The following is a 17,815-nucleotide window of genomic DNA, read 5'->3' as shown; positions in this document are numbered from 1 at the left end:
GAATTTTATATTTTGACGAAGCGTCGAATAATCCAGAAGTAAAGCGGGTAAGGCAGGATTCTGAGGAACTTTAAGAATCCTGAAAACCGCTTAGGGAAGTGAATATCAAATTCTCCAGCCTGAAGTCCAGCGAGAATTTCTTGTGCTGCCTCATCAGCAGTAATGAGCGCTGGCATCTCAAAATCATTCTGTGCGGTAGCCTCGGTTGCAACAAATCCCGGTGAGATCATATGCACACTCACACCTTGGGGTAGTAAGTCGTAATAAAGAGTTTCACAGAAATTAATAATCCCCGCTTTACTTGGCCCATACGCTAAGGCTTTAGGTAATCCGCTATATCCCGCTACGCTACCAACGATCGCAATATGTCCGCTATGCACTTTGAGCATATCAGGCATGACAATACTGACTGCCCGCATGGGGCCGAGCAGATTGGCATCAATTGTTTTCTGAGCAATATTAAATTCGAAGTTATCAGCACGTAAGGGGGTATATACACCTGAGACAAACAACAGTAGATCTAGGCCACCCCAGGCTTCTAGGATGCCTCGGTAAGCGGAGTCCAGCTGTTCTTGACGGGTGACATCTAGTGGGAAAACCAAAGCCTGTCCAGGTTTTGCAGATTGTGCGAGAGTATCTAGCCGCTCGGCACGGCGGCTAGAAAGCGCAACTTTTGCACCCGCCTTGATAAATGCTTTTGTGCAGGCCTCACCAATACCGCTGGAAGCCCCAATGACCCAAATCCGTTGATTGACAAAAGAATCTATTCCTTTTTGTTTCATGGGCGTAGTGCATCGCTTGAGCGAATAACATCTTTGTGTTTGAGGGTGTATTGCACTACATCAATACTCTTTTCAGAGAATCCGGCGGCGCAATACATGAGATAAAAATTCCAGAGTCGAATAAATGCCTCATCAAAACCAAGGCGATAAATTTCCTCAATCTTTTGATTAAAACTATCGCGCCATAGACATAAGGTTTTGGCATAGTCAGCACCAAAGGCAAACTCTGCCTCAAGCTCTAAACCTGCACTTGCTGCGGCTGCCTTAAATTTAGCTGGAGAGGGAAGCATGCCCCCTGGAAAAACATACTGCTGAATAAAGTCGGTGCTTTGGCGATAACGATCAAATAAATCGTCTGCGATCACGATAGTTTGGATGCATGCTCTGCCACCCGCTTTGAGTCGTTTTGCAACTGTTTGAAAGTATTCAGTCCAATGGTTTTCACCAACTGCTTCAAACATTTCAACAGAGGCAACACCATCAAATTGCTCTGTACAGTCCCGATAGTCTTGTAGCCGAACCTCAAATTGCTTTGCATTGCTTACCTCTGTAGAAATCTTTTGAAGTCGAGAGTCTGCAAACGCTTTTTGTTCCGTTGACAATGTCAGGCCAGTGACTTGGTTGCCATTGCGTAAGGCTTCTTCCATGAAGCCGCCCCAACCACAGCCTATTTCTAAGAGTTGATCGCCCTCTTTAGCATGGATAGAGTCTAAGATACGTTTGATTTTTGCACGCTGGGCATCCATAAGTGATTGCTTGTCACCCTCAGAGAACCATGCACTCGAGTAGCTCATGGTGGGGTCTAGCCAAAGCGTGTAAAAGGCATTACCTAAGTCATAGTGCGCATGAATATTTTTTCGGCTTCCGGATTTAGAGTTATCTCTAAACCAATGCCTCAGGCGATAGGCTATAGATCCAAACCAACTGCCATAAATTGCCTTCTCAAGGATGGTGCGATTTCGAATGACTAGCTCTAGGACCGCTTTGAGATCGGGCGTATTCCATTCGCCTCGGATATAGCTTTCGGCAAAGCCGATATCACCATGAGATAAAACCCGCTTAAATACAGACCAGTCTAAAACTTGAATTTCTGCATGTGGTTGGTCTGCGCTGTTGCCAAACTTTCTTACTTCATTATTAGGAAGGGTGAGTACTAGATGCCCGCTGCGCAATTGATCCAAAAGACCCAATAAAGCCACAGTGCTTGCATTACCTTGCTGCAGTTTAGATTTGCGCCTTTCAGGGCGAGAGAAGGTAAGGCGAGACAGTAGTGTTTGACCGGGGCGATTCATCGAGTAACTTCAAGTTCTGGTGGTTTAGGTTTTGAGTGAAAGGGTACACCTTTTAGCCATAATTTCAATGCTTGCCAGTGAATTCTACCAATGACACCTAAACTCATGAGGGGGTAGCGCAGAAAGGCAAGATAGAGAGCACTTTTAGTCAACGGTTGAGCTAGGCCGCTGATGCTAGTGTTGATTAATGGGGAGCCATCCTCGTGCAACTCAATCCGACAAACAATATTCCGCTTTGAATTGCTATCTTGGGGAAATAAAAAACGGAAGTGATACTCCCCTCGCACGTCACAAAAGGGTGAGACATGGAATACCTTGTTGCTAACAAGTGTCTCTCCGGATTGCAGGGCTTTACCGGAGTCATGATGAAGCAGATAGCAGTGTCGTTCGCCAAAGGTGTTATTGACTTCCGCTAGTACCGCTTGAACTTGACCATTGGGTTGGGTGCAGATCCAAAAGCTCACCGGATTAAAGACATAGCCGAGAACTCGAGGAAAAGTGTGTAGCCAAATCTCACCATCATCATGATGAACGTGATTGTCCTTAAGGATCGATTCAATCCAGGACAGACTGTTTTCACCGCCTAATCCATGGTCTTGGTCAAAAAAGGAAAAAAGTCCAAATTGCTTATCTTTGAGCCCATGTTTGCTAAGTAATGTTGGATCATTCCTGCGCGCACGCATTGGAATAGATAAAGTAAATACACCATAGCCAAACGCATTGATAGCAGGGCGAAAGCGTCGATGCTTTACAGCTCCAAAATTAATCGTTGGCAAATTCATTTACTGAGAATCTTTAATGGAGCTAGATTTAACATGATGAGAAATGCTCTCCATGAGATCCATTGCTACCAATTCGCCTGAGCGCAGACCATCTTCATGAAAACCAAACCCTGTCCATGCTCCGCAATACCAGATTGAGGAGTGACCCTGAATTAAAGGCAGCTCTTTTTGTGCCTGCACGGCGCGCATATCAAAGACAGGATGCGAGTAATGGATTTCTTCATGCACTAATTTTGGATTGGGATCCGTCAGTGGGTTCAGGCTCACAATAATTTGCGTGCCCTCGAATGATTTGGGTAGAGGTTGTAGGCGATTGATTAAATAATTTACACTCACATGTTGTTGTGCAGTCGGTGTTGCACCAGATTTTGCGGTGTAGTTCCAAGCTGCCCAGCAGCGTTCAGTAGCCGGCAAGAAATTGACATCAGTATGCAAAATTGCACGATTTTTTTGGTAAGGCACCGAAGCCAAAATATTGCGCGCATCTTGCCCAATGCCATGTACTAACTCTAAGGATTGATCGCTATGACATGCCATTACCACTTCATCAAACTGATGTACCCCAGAAGATGTAACCACTTCGACTGGAGAGTCTTCCGTCTTTTTTGCATTAACTCGAGTAACGGCTTCACGTACAAATTGGACTTGATGTTCCTCAAGAGTCGCCACTAAAAGTTTCACATATTCTCGAGATCCGCCTTTAACCGTAAGCCATTGCGGGCGATTTTGGATTTGCAAGAGACCATGGTTATGACAGAAGCGAACCATAGTCTGAATCGGAAACTCTAGCATCTGCTCAACAGAGCATGACCAAATAGCGCCAATCATTGGTAGGAAATAATTTTCTTTAAAGCTGGTGCTAAAACGATTGCGATCTAAAAAATCTTTAATGCGCTCATCTGGCTCTGAGTATTCAAGTTTGGTAGTGATTTGCTCTTCAGCCAGTCGAGTGGCGATACGATTGAAGCGCAAGATGTCGTAAGCCATTCTCCAGAATGACAGGGAGAACACATTAGATCTTTGACCAAAGAAGGAGTTGAGATCGTTACCAGCCCACTCAATTTTTTTATTGCGCCCTGTTTTTCTTCCTGTTTCAATAGATACTGAAAAGGACATTTCTGATGGCGCAATCGGAACCTGAATTTCCTCAAATAGTCGAACTAAGCGAGGATAGGTTTTGCGATTAAATACTAAAAATCCAGTGTCAACCCCATAAGTTATCTGACCGTCAGGAGTTTCTAGTGTGAGATCTACGGTATTGCTATGGCCGCCAATATGATTGCCACCTTCGAATAAGGTGATCTCTAAATCTGGGTGCAGCCTTAATGCGTATGCGCATCCTAAGCCAGATATACCAGCGCCAATGATGGCAACTTTTTTCTTACCCACTAAATTTTTTCTCCAAGAAGTTTCTCTATTTCACCTGTAATACTGCTGCTTGCGGGTTTTGTCATGCTGCCAAACGAATCAACGACATTACCGTTCCGATCAATGAGGTACTTATAAAAATTCCATTTCGGTGTTGTCCCAGTTTTAGCAATGAGCATTTTAAATAGTGGGTTTGGATTGCTTCCACTTACTGAGCTCTTAGCGAACATGGGGAATTTCACATCATAGGTATTTTTACAGAACTCAGCGATATCTTTATTACTACCTGGCTCTTGTTTGCCAAAATCGTTTGATGGAAATCCTAATACAACTAATCCACGGTCTTTATATTTGGCATACAACTTCTCAAGACCCTCATATTGGCTCGTAAAGCCACAAAAACTGGCTGTATTAACAACGAGAATGACTTTTCCTTGGTATTGGCAAAGGCTTTGAGGTGCCTCATCCTGCAATCTTGGAAAAGTGTGGGACAAGAGGGGGCTACAGCTGGCGGCGGGAGTAGCCTTTGCAAACGGCATAGCTGTAAGCAAGAAAAATAGTGCCAGTAAGTACCGCGGCATGGAGCGAATCATCTTGAGCCTTTAGGTGGGACGGGGATGCCCAAGTCTAAGACATTCTGGCAAATATCGTTGAATTTAGCCCAATGCCATTAATATGGCGCTATGAGCTCTTTATCCCCACCTTCTTTTGAGTCTAAAGTCTGCGTTCCGACTGAGCTGGAAGCCCGTATTGCGGCGCTTCCGAGACCCTTGGTATTTACGAATGGCGTCTTCGACATCCTACACAGAGGGCACGCCAGCTACTTAGCTCAAGCTAGGGAGCTTGGCGCGAGCCTTGTAGTGGGGGTGAATTCAGATGCCTCAGTCAAGATGCTGGGTAAGGGTGACGACAGGCCTATTAATACTGAGGCTGATCGCCAGGCTTTATTGGCAGCGCTTGAGAGTGTCGACTTGGTCGTCTTATTTACAGAGCAGACTCCGGTTAATCTGATTGCCAAGATTCATCCAGATATTTACGTTAAGGGGGGAGATTATGAAATCGACTCCTTGGAGGAAACTCGCCTCGTGAAAACTTGGGGTGGTGTGGCAGTGGCTATCCCCTTTTTATACGAGCGCTCCACAACAACCCTGTTGGGCAAGATCCGCACAAGTTGACTGGCATGGTGGTTTACAGATTCTGTAAGAGCCAAGCCCAAAGTCCACGTAACACTAAACCTTCAATGGGCTCTACTGGCAGTATTGCTAACTCTGGAAACTGTTTAATTTCTTGTGCCAAAATTTTGGCATTGCCCCCATCAAGCCAAATTCGCTCAACTGGATGATTCATGGTTTTAGCTAAGTAGGCTGCGCGCAGTATTGCCCCTATTTGCGCTGCATCACAACCGCCCGTAATCGCCTTATCAGTAGTGCTGCCAAAGCTCGCTTGAGCTTCAGGCTTGTTGGCGCGAACTGCTAATGGAAGTTGGACTGTATTTTGTTGAAGACTGTCTTGCATCAGACTTAAGCCTGGCAAGATCCAGCCACCGTAATGGACGCCATTGCCACCCAGTAAGTCAATGGTAGTGGCCGTTCCAGCGTTGATGACTAGTGTATTGGTACTGGAGAGAGCTCTTGCACCAATCAGTGCTGCCCACCGATCTGCGCCTAATTTACTGGGGTCTTGATAGAGTGTTCGTAAGCCTTGGTAAGGACTGCTACCTCTCAACTGTTTCCACTCAAGATCTTGCCATTGCGGAAAGAGGCTGCGTAGATTTTCGATCGCAGCATCGCCTGCTACGCAGCAAAAGCCAATGGCATCTGGTTTAGGTAAGGTTTTGGAAATATAGTCAGACAGTTCAGCCCGTAATTCAGGTGACTGGAAAGATTTGGTGCTGATCGACCCAGAGTATGCCCACAGTTTTTTATTTCGGTCTGCAATGTTTTGTGTAGATTCGACTGCGGCCCATTTGAGCCGAGTGTTACCAAGATCAAATACCAAATACAGACTCATGATTGAACTCGCAAAGAAACATCGCCCGCATAAATGGCGATAGATTTGTCATGCTGATGAAGAATAAGGGCGCCAGAGTTATCTACTCCGGAAGAGATTCCGATGATAGATTCTTTGCCGGCGCCTGATATGCAAACAGACTGACCGTTAAAGGCGTCCCAGTGTGACCAAGAATCTTTAAAATAGCTAAATCCATGCTGTTCAAATTGGATCAAGTGGCTTTCAAATGTCTCAATCAGCTTGAGCCAAATGAACTCCGCATCTGGAATCGGTGTTTGATGAGGCATTAGTTGATCCAAAGCAGTAGCTGCAAAAGAGGCTTGATTTTCTGAGTTCTGAGTAATCAATTCTGCATTACGTAAGTTCAGGCCTATGCCGATTACCATCCAAGTGGGTGAATTTGGACTGCTTTGTCCGCCTTCAATCAGGATGCCACCAAGCTTGGCATTGTTCAGTAGTAAATCGTTGGGCCACTTTAATCTTAGACCTTGTTGATGGAGAGCTGCCTCATTGATCCCTAATACTCCAGCAATGCCTGCAATAACCGCTAGCCCAATGACTAGACTAAGTCCGCTCACTTCATGGGGACGTTTATTGAATGGGTAAGCTAAGGAGAAGCACAGCGTATCTCCAGGGTTAGAAAGCCACACTCTTCCTGCTCTGCCCTTGCCAGAGGTCTGATCGTGGGCGATACGTGCAACGGGATCAATTAATTCACCGGCACGCCAGCGAGCTAATAAATCATCATTAGTTGATTTGGTGGTGGCAACGCGTTCGAGAATGCAATTCGGGCTCATTTTTCTATTGTAGAAAGATCTAGGCTAGCTGACCTAGAATAAGGGGATGCATCACGAAGATCAGCGTCCTCGCAAGTTTGTTTGGCCTCTCCAGGCAATGCCTTTGGCTCGGGCCATTAGCTTGAGCTATGCGCTTTTAATCATTTATGTCAGCCTGAATCCCTTTGATTTCAGTTTTGATAATGGGATCGCCCCATGGGCATGGATAGATGCTCCTCTACCCCGCTTCATTACGCTCTTTGATGTGTCAGTCAATATCTTGGCCTACATTCCCTTGGGGTTTCTGCTGGTCTTTGCCTGCTACCCACGTTGGCGTAATTTTGTTGCCTTAAGCGTCGCCTTGAGCTTTAGTGCGGCATTGGCTTTTAGTGTTGAGTCGCTACAAACTTGGTTGCCTACCCGCATTCCTAGCCAAATGGATTGGTGGGCCAATGTGTTGGGCGGTTTGATGGGCGGATTATTGGCCATCCCCTTGGGCCCCCAGTGGCTCTCTGGGAGTGCAATACGTCGTCGCTTTGATCAATGGTTTGGTTCGAACTGGGCAGCTTGCGCTTTATTTTTACTTTTCCCTTGGGCTCAAATTTATCCCCAAAGCTCATGGTTGGGTACGGGGGTATGGGGACATGCCATTTTTGCCTCCATCGACTGGGGCACTATGGTGGTCAATCATGTCATTCAAGAATCCATCATTACAGCGGTTTGTTGGCTCGGTACCGGACTCTTGCTATCTTTGGGGATGCGTGCAAAAGCGCCCCAGTGGAACATCCTAAATAGCCTGCTTTGCTTCACTGTCTTAGTGAAAATTGCCTTTACTGCATTGCAGTTCGGTGCGGAATCTGGTTTGTTGTGGCTCACCGCAGGGGCTATTTGGGGAATGGTGCTGGGCAGTCTATTACTTAGATGGACCCTCCAGTTTTCCTTAGCTAGTAAAGCTTGGCTTGCAATCGCCTGTTTAGTCACTGCTACCTTGGTAATTAATCTCCTGCCGGACAACCCGTATTTCATTCTGACATTACGACATTGGTATCAAGGTCGGCTATTACACTTTAATGAGCTAATGCAATGGGTTTCAGTAGTATGGTTGCCACTGGCATTATTTTGGGTACTTCGAAATAGGACCACCTTTAATTTAAAACCTTGATTGAGATGACATATGAGTTTTAAACACCATGTTTTTTTCTGCCTAAACCAGCGCAGTAATGGCGAAGATTGTTGCGATCGCCATAACGCTTTTGCTCTTTTTGATTTCGCAAAAAAGCGTGTCAAAGAATTGGGCTTATCTGGCCCGGGAAAAATCCGCATTAACAAAGCAGGATGCTTGGATCGTTGTGCTGATGGCCCAGTGGCAGTAATTTATCCAGAGGGCATTTGGTACACATTTATTGATACTGAAGATGTTGAAGAAATTATTCAGTCGCACTTAATACAAGGGCGTCCAGTAGAGCGCTTGCAATTGACTTAAAAAGATTTCAGAAAGTTTTTTCATGAATAGCCGCACAAAAATAATTCATATTGAAGGTGTTGTGGGTCAAATTGAAATGTCAATTGATCTACCAGATGAATTAAAAAATAATCCTGATTTTCCGGTGAGAGGCTTAGCTTTGGTTGCGCATCCACACCCACTGATGGGTGGAACGATGGATAACAAAGTTGCACAAACCATGGCACGCGCCTTTAATCAATTGGGTTACATTAGTGTGCGCCCTAATTTTCGCGGAGTAGGGGCTACTGCCGGTGTGCATGATGACGGTGTTGGCGAGATGGAAGACTTGCTACACGTCACTGATTGGATGCGTACCCCTTCTAGTTGGAATCAATTTGAGGCGACTGCACAACAGGCGTGGGTACAGACTGCCAATACTTTGCCTTTGGTGGTTTCTGGTTTTTCATTTGGCAGTTTTGTTGGCACCCATTTGGTTCAGCGCTTGGCAGAGCTAGGACGCCCAGCTGAGCGGTTTGTCATGGTGGGTAGTGCGGCTGGTAAATGGGTCTTAGCACCTGTGCCTGCTGATACCATTTTGATTCATGGCGAGTTGGATGAAACTATTCCCTTGATCGATGTCTTGGATTGGGCGCGTCCTCAAGAGTTAACCGTACAAGTAGTGCCAGGTGCCGATCATTTTTTCCATCGACGTTTACATTGCATTCGCAACATCATTACTAGCGCTTGGTTGGGTATGCCTGATCATCGCAATCAATAGAGTAAATAGAAAAGTTAATAGAAAAGTTAAAAGAATATGACTGAAGATAAAAAATCCCTCATTGAATACCCATCAGAGTTTCCAATCAAGGTGATGGGTAAGTCCAATCCAGAGTACCTACCTGCAATCTTGCACATTGCCCGTCAATTTGATCCTACATTTGATGAGAGTAAGGTTGAGCAGCGACCCTCAAAAGATGGAAATTATCTAGGCATTACATTGCCAATCACTGCCACTAGTCGAGAGCAGTTAGATGAGTTGTATCGCACCTTATCCACGCATCCCTTGGTTAGTGTTGTCCTCTAAATTATTTGCATGAGTTTTTTAGTAAAACATTTGGGGGTGGCTGAATACGAGTCAACGTATCAAGCGATGCGGGATTTTACGCAGCAACGAGGTGGTGACACCCCGGATGAAATTTGGATTCTTGAGCACCCCCCAGTTTTTACTTTAGGTTTGGCTGGAGATACAGACAATTTACATTCCCCTAGTAATCAAATTCCATTAGTGCAGGTTGATCGTGGTGGTGAGATCACGTATCACGGACCTGGGCAAATCGTGGTGTATTTGCTACTTGATCTGAGACGTTTGGGTATTTTTGTAAAAGAGCTTGTCTCTCGAATCGAGCAAGCTTTGATTAATACCTTGGCAGATTTTGGTATTCGGGCAGAAAGACATGCTGGCGCGCCTGGTATTTATATTGCTCATGAGAGTTCAGTACAAGCAGAGTATCGAGGTGCCAAGATTGCCGCCTTGGGTCTTAAGGTCTCCAAGGGGTGCTCATATCATGGGCTTGCCCTAAATGTATCTACCGATTTAGCTGCTTTTGCCCGTATTCACCCATGCGGGTATGAGGGCTTAAGGACGGTGGACATGCAAACTCTTGGGATCAAGGACAATATAGACATTATTAGCCAAACCCTTTTGGGGCATTTGCAAAAGCAACTGATTTCATTATGACCACCAATAAGCCGGACCTCGATACCACCGCCACTAGTAATAGTCGCCAGGATCTTAACTACGATGCTTCACGTAAGCAGAAGTCGAGCGAGAAAACTGCACGCATTCCGATCAAGATTATTCCTTTGGAGCAAGTGCTCAAAAAGCCCGATTGGATTCGAGTAAAAGCCGCTTCTGGAAATTCTCGCTTTTCTGAGATTAAAAAGATTCTTCGTGAAAATGAGTTGGTCACAGTTTGCGAAGAGGCAAGCTGCCCTAATATTGGCGAGTGCTTTGGTAAAGGCACGGCTACCTTCATGATCATGGGTGATAAATGTACACGTCGTTGCCCATTTTGTGACGTGGGCCATGGCAGACCAGATCCATTAGATACAAAAGAGCCGGGTAATTTAGCGCGCACGATCGCTGCTCTGAAATTAAATTATGTGGTGATTACTAGTGTAGATCGCGATGATTTACGTGACGGTGGCGCAATGCACTATGTTGACTGCATTTCTCAGTCACGCGATCTCTCCCCCAATACACGCATTGAAGTGTTAGTGCCAGATTTTCGTGGTCGCTTAGATAAAGCTTTGGATATTTTTTCAGAGCATGCGCCGCAAGGTTTACCTGATGTGATGAATCACAATTTAGAAACGGTTCCGCGCTTATACAAAGAGGCGCGACCCGGTGCTGACTACGCACATTCTTTAAAGTTACTAAAGGATTTCAAAGAGCGCTTCCCGCATATTCCAACCAAGAGCGGTTTAATGGTTGGCTTAGGAGAAACTGACGAAGAAATTTTAGAAGTCATGCGCGATATGCGTGAACACAATATTGATATGCTGACTATTGGACAGTATTTAGCTCCTTCAGGACATCACCTGCCGGTTCGTCGCTATGTGCATCCCGATGTCTTTAAGTATTTTGAAGAAGAAGCTTATGCAATGGGCTTCTCACATGCTGCTGTGGGCGCGATGGTGCGCTCTAGCTATCATGCTGATGAGCAAGCACACAGTGCAGGTGTTATCTAAACTTATGCTTCAAAAGTTTGGCGTAGTTCTGGCACTTGCATTTCTACTTTCTGCTTGTAGTCCTAAATTAGATTGGCGGACTGTGCAGTCTCCACAAGAGGGTTATAGCGCTCTCTTTCCAGGTAAGCCTGAAAAGATTGATCGACGACTACCTTATCAAAATCAAGAAATTCCACAAACCTTGGAAGCGGTAAAAATTGAGGATGATATTTATTCGGTGAGTGCGATTCGTTTGAGCAAAGAACAGGCTAGCTTGGCGCCTAATTTATTAGAGCAGGTGCAAGGTAATTTATTTGGTCGTGCAAATGTAAACCAGGAAACCGCTGTTGGTGTTGATGCTCTATATCGGACTGCAAATAAACAGCGCGTAGCTACTAAAGATTATTTTTTAGAGTTTCCATCTTCTGGCAGAGTAGAGCAGTCGATGCGCGTCCGTTGGATCACCAGAATGACACCAGATAATGGAGTTTGGATTTATCAGATCTCGGTTTTACATACTGCACCAGCGCGAGTGGATGCCAAAACATTTTTCTCTGAAGAAGCGTATTCAAACTTCTTTGATGAGTTTCATCCGGAATAATTTCCAGATGAAACAAAAATTCTGCTTAAGACTTTTCTAGGGCAGCAACTTTAGCTTCGAGAGCTTCAAGCTTTTCTCTAGTCTTGGTCAATACTTTAGATTGCAACTCAAACTCTTCACGAGTAACTAAATCCATTTTCTGAAAACCTTGATTCATCATTGCGCGCACATTCTTTTCAATCTCTTGCGCTGGTGAATTACGAATAGCATCCCCAACCTTGTTTTGCATATCACTAGCAATACGCTGGATTTGCTCTAGGATTTCGCCTGGTTTTTGCATAATGCCGCCCGCCGTTCTATTGAAATTTGCTTAAAAGATACAGAATGTATTTTAAGTTGTTGGGCTCAAAACAGGCGAACCTAGCTAAAAAATGCTGCATGTGCACCAAAATGAACGAAAATGGGGCACATCCAAGCACCAAAATTGTGCATACGCCTTATTTAGGGGAATTTCAAAAAATTTCAGAGAGCTTCAAGATCCATTATCACTCCATGCAATAAAGCATTCATCCCCTTTTCATTTCACACAGCAAGGAGCAATACATGAAAACTATTCAAAAGACAGCCATCGCTCTCGTAGCATCTGGCTTATTTGCAACATCAGCGTTTGCACAAACAGCACCCGCCGCAGCTCCAGAAGTAAGCCCAATTACGGCTAACGTTACAGTTACCAATAACTATGTTTACCGTGGTTTAACGCAGACAGACTTTAAACCAGCGATTCAAGGTGGCTTCGACTACGCTCACGAGAGCGGTTTCTATATTGGTAACTGGAACTCATCAATTAGCTGGGTTTCAAATCAAGATTATGCAATTGCTAAGTCATCTTCAATAGAGATGGACGTGTATGCTGGTGTCAAAAAAGAAATAATCGGTGAAGGTTTTGCGAGTGATCTTGGTGTTTTGCAATACTACTATCCAACTTCTGGAACACTTGCTACCAAAACCAATCCAAATACTACTGAATTGTATGTAGCACAAAACTTTACCCTGGGCTCTACTACTGGCTTTTTAAAATTCTCTTATGCAGTAACTAATATTTTCGGTACTGCAAATAGTAATGGCTCATACTATCCTGACCTTACAGTTAATCACGACACTGGAATGTATGGAATAAGTTTAAATGCTCACGTAGGATATCAAAAAATTGCAGGTCAAACATTAGCTGCGGGGCAGCCCTCACCAAGTTACGTTGACTATAAGCTTGGTTTAACAAAAGATTTTGGAGGTGGTTTATCTGGGTCTATTGCTTATGTTGGTACAAATCTTAAAAAGGGTTCCGGAGCAACATACGGCAACACTTATGCATATAACTCTACTTCCGGGGGATCAACAAGAAGTCAGGGCGCATCTACTGGCTTAATTTCCTTAACAAAAACTTTCTAATTCCTTCCTCTGAACGGAGAAACATATGAAATTAATTACCGCAATCATCAAGCCCTTCAAGCTTGACGAAGTGCGCGAAGCTCTCTCGGAAGTGGGAGTTTCGGGCATTACCGTCACTGAAGTTAAAGGCTTTGGCCGTCAAAAAGGTCACACTGAGTTGTATCGCGGTGCTGAGTATGTAGTCGACTTTTTGCCGAAAGTAAAAATTGAAGCTGCTGTTGAAGATGGCATCTTGGAGCGAGCGATTGAAGCAATTGAAAAATCTGCTCGTACTGGAAAAATTGGCGATGGCAAGATTTTTGTATCCCCAGTTGAACACGTCATTCGCATTCGCACCGGTGAAACCGGCGCGTCAGCACTTTAAAGAGAGGTTCAAAATGTTAACTTGGATGAAACGACTCCTAGCTGGAAGCGCAATGGCCTTGGCTATTGGCGCAACTAGCGTGATGGTAGCTTCACCAGCTTTTGCTGATGAAGCAAAGCCAGTAGCTGCAGCAGCAGCGGCAGTTGTAGCCGCTCCTGCTTTGATTCCTAATAAGGCTGATACAGCTTGGTTACTAGTGTGTACTGCATTGGTAATCTTGATGACATTGCCTGGTTTGGCTTTGTTCTACGGCGGTTTGACACGTAGCAAGAACATTCTTTCTGTGCTCGTACAGTGTATGTTTGTATTTGCATTGATCACCGTGTTGTGGTCCCTTTATGGATACAGCTTTGCATTTACTGAAGGCGGTGCATTTATTGGTGGACTCGATCGTTTGTTCTTGCAAGGTATTACTCCAGATTCAGTTGCCGCAACGTTTAGTAAAGGCATTGTGATTCCTGAGTATGTATTTATGGCCTTCCAAGCTGCATTTGCAACTATTACTTGCTGCTTGATTATTGGTTCATTTGCCGAGCGCGCGAAGTTTTCTGCAATCGTGTTGTTTGTTATTCTTTGGTTCACTTTCAGCTACTTGCCAATCGCTCACATGGTTTGGTTCTGGCCTGGTCCTGATGACATCAAAGATGCTGCATCACTTGAAGCAATCACAGCGCGTGCTGGTTGGTTGTGGCAGAAGGGTGTTCTCGACTTTGCTGGCGGTACCGTTGTTCACATCAATGCTGCGATTGCAGGTTTGGTAGGTTCATTCGTAGTTGGCAAGCGTTTGGGTTACGGCAAAGAAGCAATGAAGCCACACAACTTAGTGTTCGTCATGATTGGTGCCTCACTTCTGTGGTTTGGTTGGTTTGGTTTCAATGCGGGTTCTGCTCTCGAGGCAAACGGTAGCGCAGTCTTGGCATTCGTAAACACATTGTTGGCAACAGCTGCCGCAGTATTGGGTTGGTCATTTGCTGAGTGGATTACTAAAGGCAAGCCCTCCATGTTGGGCGCTGCATCTGGTTGCGTAGCCGGTTTAGTTGCAATTACTCCAGCTGCTGGTTTTGTTGGCCCGATGGGCGCACTCGTTATCGGCGTTCTTGCCGGTGTAGTTTGCTTGTGGGGTGTCTCTGGTCTCAAGAAGATGTTGGGTTCAGATGACAGCTTGGACGTATTCGGTGTGCACGGCGTTGGCGGTATCTTGGGCGCTTTGTTAACCGGCGTGTTCGCAGACCCAGCTTTGGGTGGAACAGGTATTTGGGATTATGTAGCGAATGCTGCAGCCCCTGATTACTCCATCGTTAGCCAGTTGTGGATTCAGAGTCAGGGCGTAATCGTGACCTTAATTTGGTCTGGCGTAGTTTCTTATATCGCCTTCAAATTGGTTGATATCGTGGTTGGCTTGCGCGTTAAAGAAGATGAAGAGCGCGAAGGTTTGGATATCAGCTCCCACGGTGAGTCCGCTTACGAGTCTTAATTAGCTTTTTTACCCCTCACTGGGCGGCTTTGGTTAGCTGCCCAGTTTTTAAGCGCGGGATCCTCGGATTCCGCGTCTTTCTTTTAAAAAATCTTACAATGGTGAAATGGTTCCACATCTCATCACTGCCCTTAGCGGCCCTCTTCTCGATCTTGAGTCGAAGGTATTAGAAGCAACCCCAACGATTGAGCGCTGGTTCAGGCTTGAATGGCAAGAGCACACTCCGCCGTTTTACTGTTCGGTTGACTTACGTAACGCGGGCTTTAAGCTTGCACCAGTTGATACCAATCTCTTCCCAGGTGGCTTTAACAACCTCTCACCCCAAATGTTGCCTTTAGCAGTTCAGGCAGCAATGGCAGCAATCGAGAAGATTTGTCCTGAGGCAAAAAATTTACTATTGATACCCGAGCGACACACTCGTAATACCTTCTACTTACAGAACATTGCACGTTTATCTTCGATCTTGCGTCAGTCAGGTCTTAATGTCCGCTTAGGCACTTTGTCTGATGAAATTAAAAAGCCGACTTGGATTGACTTGCCCGATGGCAACCGCCTCTTGATGGAGCCTTTGTCTCGTTTGGGTTTGAAGAAGCAGCGTCTTGGTTTGAAAGATTTCGACCCTTGCTCAATTTTGCTGAACAATGATTTATCAGCAGGCATTCCTCCGATCTTAGAAAATCTACACGAGCAGTATCTCTTGCCGGGTCTGCATGCTGGCTGGCATGTCCGCCGCAAGTCTAAGCACTTTACTGCTTACGATGAGGTTGCTAAGAAGTTTGCGAAGGTAGTTGATATTGACCCCTGGATGATCAATCCTTATTTTGCTAGCTGCTCTGATGTGAACTTCCATGAGCGCAAGGGCGAAGAAGAATTACAAGCTGCTGTCGAGAAAGTTTTAAAGAAGACTGCCAAAAAATATCGTGAGTACGGCATTAAAGAGAAACCTTACGTTGTTGTCAAAGCAGATGCTGGTACATATGGCATGGGTGTGATGGTGGTGAGTGACCCCGCGCAACTTAAAGACCTTAACCGCAAAGACCGCAATAAAATGAGTGTTGTAAAAGAAGGTCTTGAGGTAAGCGATGTTTTGATTCAAGAGGGTGTCTATACCTTCGAGAAGGTCAATGAAGCTGTTGCGGAGCCAGTGGTGTACATGATCGATCGCTATGTGATTGGTGGCTTCTATCGGGTGCACACTGACCGCGGCCCTGATGAGAATTTGAATGCCCCAGGCATGCATTTTGTACCCTTGGCATTTGAGCAAAACTCTATCCCAGATTTAGGTGCAAAGACTGGCAGCGCACCGCCAAATCGTTTTTATCTATATGGTGTCGTCGCTCGTCTAGCCTTACTGGCGGCCTCTCTGGAGCTAGAGCGCTCTGATCCTAATGCTGAAGCTGCTTAATTTATTCGGATACTGACATGAACCTGCTTTTCATTGCGGATCCTTTAGCGTCTTTTAAGATTAGTAAGGATTCCACTTTAGCAATGATGCGAGTTGCTCAAGAAGCGGGACATCAACTTTGGTTTTGCGAAAGTCGCAATATCCTCTGGAGAAATAATTTTGTTGTGGCAGATTGTCAGTCTCTCGACATCAAACCAGGCGGTACTACATGGTTTGAATTGGGCTCTGTAGAAGATCGCCCACTCAATACTTTCAGCGCAGTCATGATGCGTACTGATCCGCCATTTGATATTGAATATCTCAATACCACTTGGTTACTATCTGCAGCGGTTCGACAGGGTGCAAAAGTATTTAATAATCCAACCGCCATTCGGGATCACTCTGAAAAGATATCCATCACCGAGTTTCCCGAACTCATTCCACCAACTTTAGTAACACGTGAACTTAGCGCGATTGAGGTGTTTCATCAAGAGCATCAAGATATTGTGATTAAGCCCTTGGACGGTATGGGTGGTATGGGTGTATTCCGCGTTGGGCCAGATGCTTTAAATCTGGCCAGTATTGTTGAGACGCTAGGTGAGAATGGCGCACGTACTTTGATGGTGCAAAGATTCTTACCGGAGATTATGCAAGGCGATAAACGGGTGTTGCTGATTGGCGGTGAAGTAGTGCCCTTCTCATTAGCGCGCATTCCGCAAGGTAGTGAAATCCGTGGCAATTTGGCTGCTGGAGGTAAGGGAGTGGCAATGCCGCTAACGGATGCTGAGATCAAGGTTGCGGAGCGCTTAGCCCCTATTTTGAATGCCCGAGGCTTATTCTTGGTAGGATTGGATTTAATTGGCGCATACGTCACAGAAATTAATGTGACTAGTCCAACCTGTTTTGTAGAAATTACTGAGCAAAGTGGATTTGATGTCCCAAAATTTTGGTTAACCGCGCTTGAAAAGGCATTGGCATAAACATGGTTGGAATTGTCATAGTTGCCCACACCCCGGTAGCAAGTGCAATGCTTGGTTTTGCTGAGCATGCTTTCGGCGTGCTGCCAGAGAGAGTGAGAGCAGTCGACGTTCCGCCCTACGAAGATATCAAAGTCAGTTTCGATCGGGTTCTAAAAGCAGCCTACGGAGTAAATTCAGGTCAGGGTGTTTTAATTTTGACTGATGTGATGGGTGCCACCCCAGCTAATGTAGCCTCTAAGCTTGAAGCGTTGGGCCCACTTTCAGGCTTGAATGCCCCCGTAGTTGTTTTGGCGGGCCTCAATTTACCCATGTTGATGCGATGCATCTCCCATCGTGGCGAGGGCTTGGAAGAATTGGCTCATAAGGCGCTTCAAGGTGGCCAAAATGGCATTCTGCGTTTAGGTTCCAAAACCCCGCAAACTACTTCAGAAAAATAGGATTC

General features: G+C 45.4%; 22 protein-coding genes. 14 read left to right on the top strand and 8 right to left on the bottom strand.

From position 1 onward, the window contains the following. Positions 1-5: 5 nt before the first annotated feature. The 5 genes from CL55_RS09890 to CL55_RS09870 are packed head-to-tail and all read right to left on the bottom strand — an operon-like array spanning position 6 to position 4,805. Positions 6-782 (bottom strand): SDR family NAD(P)-dependent oxidoreductase, encoded by a 777-nt coding sequence (locus CL55_RS09890; RefSeq protein ID WP_046330933.1) that lies wholly within the window; start codon positions 780-782, stop codon positions 6-8. Further along, positions 779-2,074 carry an SAM-dependent methyltransferase gene (locus CL55_RS09885; RefSeq protein WP_046330932.1) on the bottom strand — a complete coding sequence of 432 codons (1,296 nt, stop codon included), beginning with the start codon at positions 2,072-2,074 and terminating at the stop codon, positions 779-781. The genes CL55_RS09890 and CL55_RS09885 overlap by 4 nt, the downstream gene beginning before the upstream one ends. Next, positions 2,071-2,856: a DUF1365 domain-containing protein gene (locus CL55_RS09880; RefSeq protein WP_046330931.1), complete on the bottom strand. Its 786-nt coding sequence runs from the start codon at positions 2,854-2,856 to the stop codon at positions 2,071-2,073. Before CL55_RS09880 ends, CL55_RS09885 begins: the two co-directional genes overlap by 4 nt. After that, positions 2,857-4,245: an NAD(P)/FAD-dependent oxidoreductase gene (locus CL55_RS09875; protein WP_046330930.1), complete on the bottom strand. Its 1,389-nt coding sequence runs from the start codon at positions 4,243-4,245 to the stop codon at positions 2,857-2,859. Continuing rightward, a complete protein-coding gene (locus tag CL55_RS09870; protein WP_418054936.1) occupies positions 4,245-4,805 on the bottom strand; it encodes a glutathione peroxidase in 561 nt (186 codons plus the stop codon). Before CL55_RS09870 ends, CL55_RS09875 begins: the two co-directional genes overlap by 1 nt. A 102-nt stretch (positions 4,806-4,907) precedes the next feature. On the opposite strand from CL55_RS09870, the gene rfaE2 reads away from it, so the two are divergent. After that, positions 4,908-5,399, top strand: coding sequence for a D-glycero-beta-D-manno-heptose 1-phosphate adenylyltransferase (rfaE2, locus tag CL55_RS09865; protein WP_046330928.1), 492 nt, complete (start codon positions 4,908-4,910; stop codon positions 5,397-5,399). Positions 5,400-5,412: 13 nt separating this feature from the next. Here rfaE2 and CL55_RS09860 read toward each other — a convergent pair whose 3' ends face one another. Continuing rightward, a complete protein-coding gene (locus tag CL55_RS09860) occupies positions 5,413-6,234 on the bottom strand; it encodes a type III pantothenate kinase (protein WP_046330927.1) in 822 nt (273 codons plus the stop codon). After that, on the bottom strand, positions 6,231-7,031 hold the full coding sequence (locus tag CL55_RS09855; protein ID WP_046330926.1) for a biotin--[acetyl-CoA-carboxylase] ligase: 801 nt from the start codon (positions 7,029-7,031) through the stop codon (positions 6,231-6,233). The genes CL55_RS09860 and CL55_RS09855 overlap by 4 nt, the downstream gene beginning before the upstream one ends. 46 nt (positions 7,032-7,077) lie before the next feature. Between CL55_RS09855 and CL55_RS09850 the strand changes: the two genes are divergently transcribed. The 7 genes from CL55_RS09850 to CL55_RS09820 are packed head-to-tail and all read left to right on the top strand — an operon-like array spanning position 7,078 to position 11,785. Then, on the top strand, positions 7,078-8,172 hold the full coding sequence (locus tag CL55_RS09850) for a VanZ family protein (protein WP_046330925.1): 1,095 nt from the start codon (positions 7,078-7,080) through the stop codon (positions 8,170-8,172). A 12-nt stretch (positions 8,173-8,184) separates the two neighbouring features. Continuing rightward, the gene (locus tag CL55_RS09845; protein ID WP_046330924.1) at positions 8,185-8,493 is read left to right on the top strand and encodes a (2Fe-2S) ferredoxin domain-containing protein; all 309 of its coding nucleotides are present in this window, start codon (positions 8,185-8,187) and stop codon (positions 8,491-8,493) included. 22 nt (positions 8,494-8,515) lie between these two features. After that, on the top strand, positions 8,516-9,232 hold the full coding sequence (locus tag CL55_RS09840; protein ID WP_046330923.1) for an alpha/beta hydrolase: 717 nt from the start codon (positions 8,516-8,518) through the stop codon (positions 9,230-9,232). Between the two features lie 36 nt (positions 9,233-9,268). Further along, the gene (locus tag CL55_RS09835) at positions 9,269-9,538 is read left to right on the top strand and encodes a YbeD family protein (RefSeq protein ID WP_046330922.1); all 270 of its coding nucleotides are present in this window, start codon (positions 9,269-9,271) and stop codon (positions 9,536-9,538) included. A gap of 9 nt (positions 9,539-9,547) precedes the next feature. Then, on the top strand, positions 9,548-10,192 hold the full coding sequence (gene lipB / locus CL55_RS09830; protein ID WP_046330921.1) for a lipoyl(octanoyl) transferase LipB: 645 nt from the start codon (positions 9,548-9,550) through the stop codon (positions 10,190-10,192). After that, on the top strand, positions 10,189-11,205 hold the full coding sequence (lipA, locus tag CL55_RS09825; RefSeq protein ID WP_046330920.1) for a lipoyl synthase: 1,017 nt from the start codon (positions 10,189-10,191) through the stop codon (positions 11,203-11,205). The genes lipB and lipA overlap by 4 nt, the downstream gene beginning before the upstream one ends. A 4-nt stretch (positions 11,206-11,209) precedes the next feature. Next, positions 11,210-11,785, top strand: coding sequence for a hypothetical protein (locus tag CL55_RS09820; protein WP_046330919.1), 576 nt, complete (start codon positions 11,210-11,212; stop codon positions 11,783-11,785). A 25-nt stretch (positions 11,786-11,810) separates the two neighbouring features. On the opposite strand, the gene CL55_RS09815 is transcribed toward CL55_RS09820, so the two are convergent. Then, entirely contained in the window at positions 11,811-12,065 is a 255-nt protein-coding gene (locus tag CL55_RS09815) for an accessory factor UbiK family protein (protein WP_046330918.1), read from the bottom strand. A 263-nt stretch (positions 12,066-12,328) separates the two neighbouring features. Between CL55_RS09815 and CL55_RS09810 the strand changes: the two genes are divergently transcribed. The 6 genes from CL55_RS09810 to CL55_RS09785 all read left to right on the top strand — a co-directional run bounded on the left by CL55_RS09810 (position 12,329) and on the right by CL55_RS09785 (position 17,810). Further along, positions 12,329-13,171 carry a TorF family putative porin gene (locus CL55_RS09810; RefSeq protein WP_052728822.1) on the top strand — a complete coding sequence of 281 codons (843 nt, stop codon included), beginning with the start codon at positions 12,329-12,331 and terminating at the stop codon, positions 13,169-13,171. 25 nt (positions 13,172-13,196) lie between these two features. Next, entirely contained in the window at positions 13,197-13,535 is a 339-nt protein-coding gene (locus tag CL55_RS09805; protein WP_011903792.1) for a P-II family nitrogen regulator, read from the top strand. A gap of 13 nt (positions 13,536-13,548) precedes the next feature. Continuing rightward, positions 13,549-15,009 (top strand): ammonium transporter, encoded by a 1,461-nt coding sequence (locus tag CL55_RS09800; protein ID WP_046330917.1) that lies wholly within the window; start codon positions 13,549-13,551, stop codon positions 15,007-15,009. A gap of 106 nt (positions 15,010-15,115) precedes the next feature. Beyond that, positions 15,116-16,414, top strand: coding sequence for a glutamate--cysteine ligase (gene gshA / locus CL55_RS09795; RefSeq protein ID WP_046330916.1), 1,299 nt, complete (start codon positions 15,116-15,118; stop codon positions 16,412-16,414). A 17-nt stretch (positions 16,415-16,431) separates the two neighbouring features. Continuing rightward, positions 16,432-17,373, top strand: coding sequence for a glutathione synthase (gshB, locus tag CL55_RS09790; RefSeq protein WP_046330915.1), 942 nt, complete (start codon positions 16,432-16,434; stop codon positions 17,371-17,373). 2 nt (positions 17,374-17,375) lie between these two features. Next, positions 17,376-17,810: a PTS sugar transporter subunit IIA gene (locus CL55_RS09785; RefSeq protein ID WP_046330914.1), complete on the top strand. Its 435-nt coding sequence runs from the start codon at positions 17,376-17,378 to the stop codon at positions 17,808-17,810. Positions 17,811-17,815: the final 5 nt, after the last annotated feature.

The organism is Polynucleobacter duraquae, assembly GCF_000973625.1.
GTDB lineage: Bacteria > Pseudomonadota > Gammaproteobacteria > Burkholderiales > Burkholderiaceae > Polynucleobacter > Polynucleobacter duraquae.
This window is presented reverse-complemented; position numbering and strand designations above follow the sequence as displayed.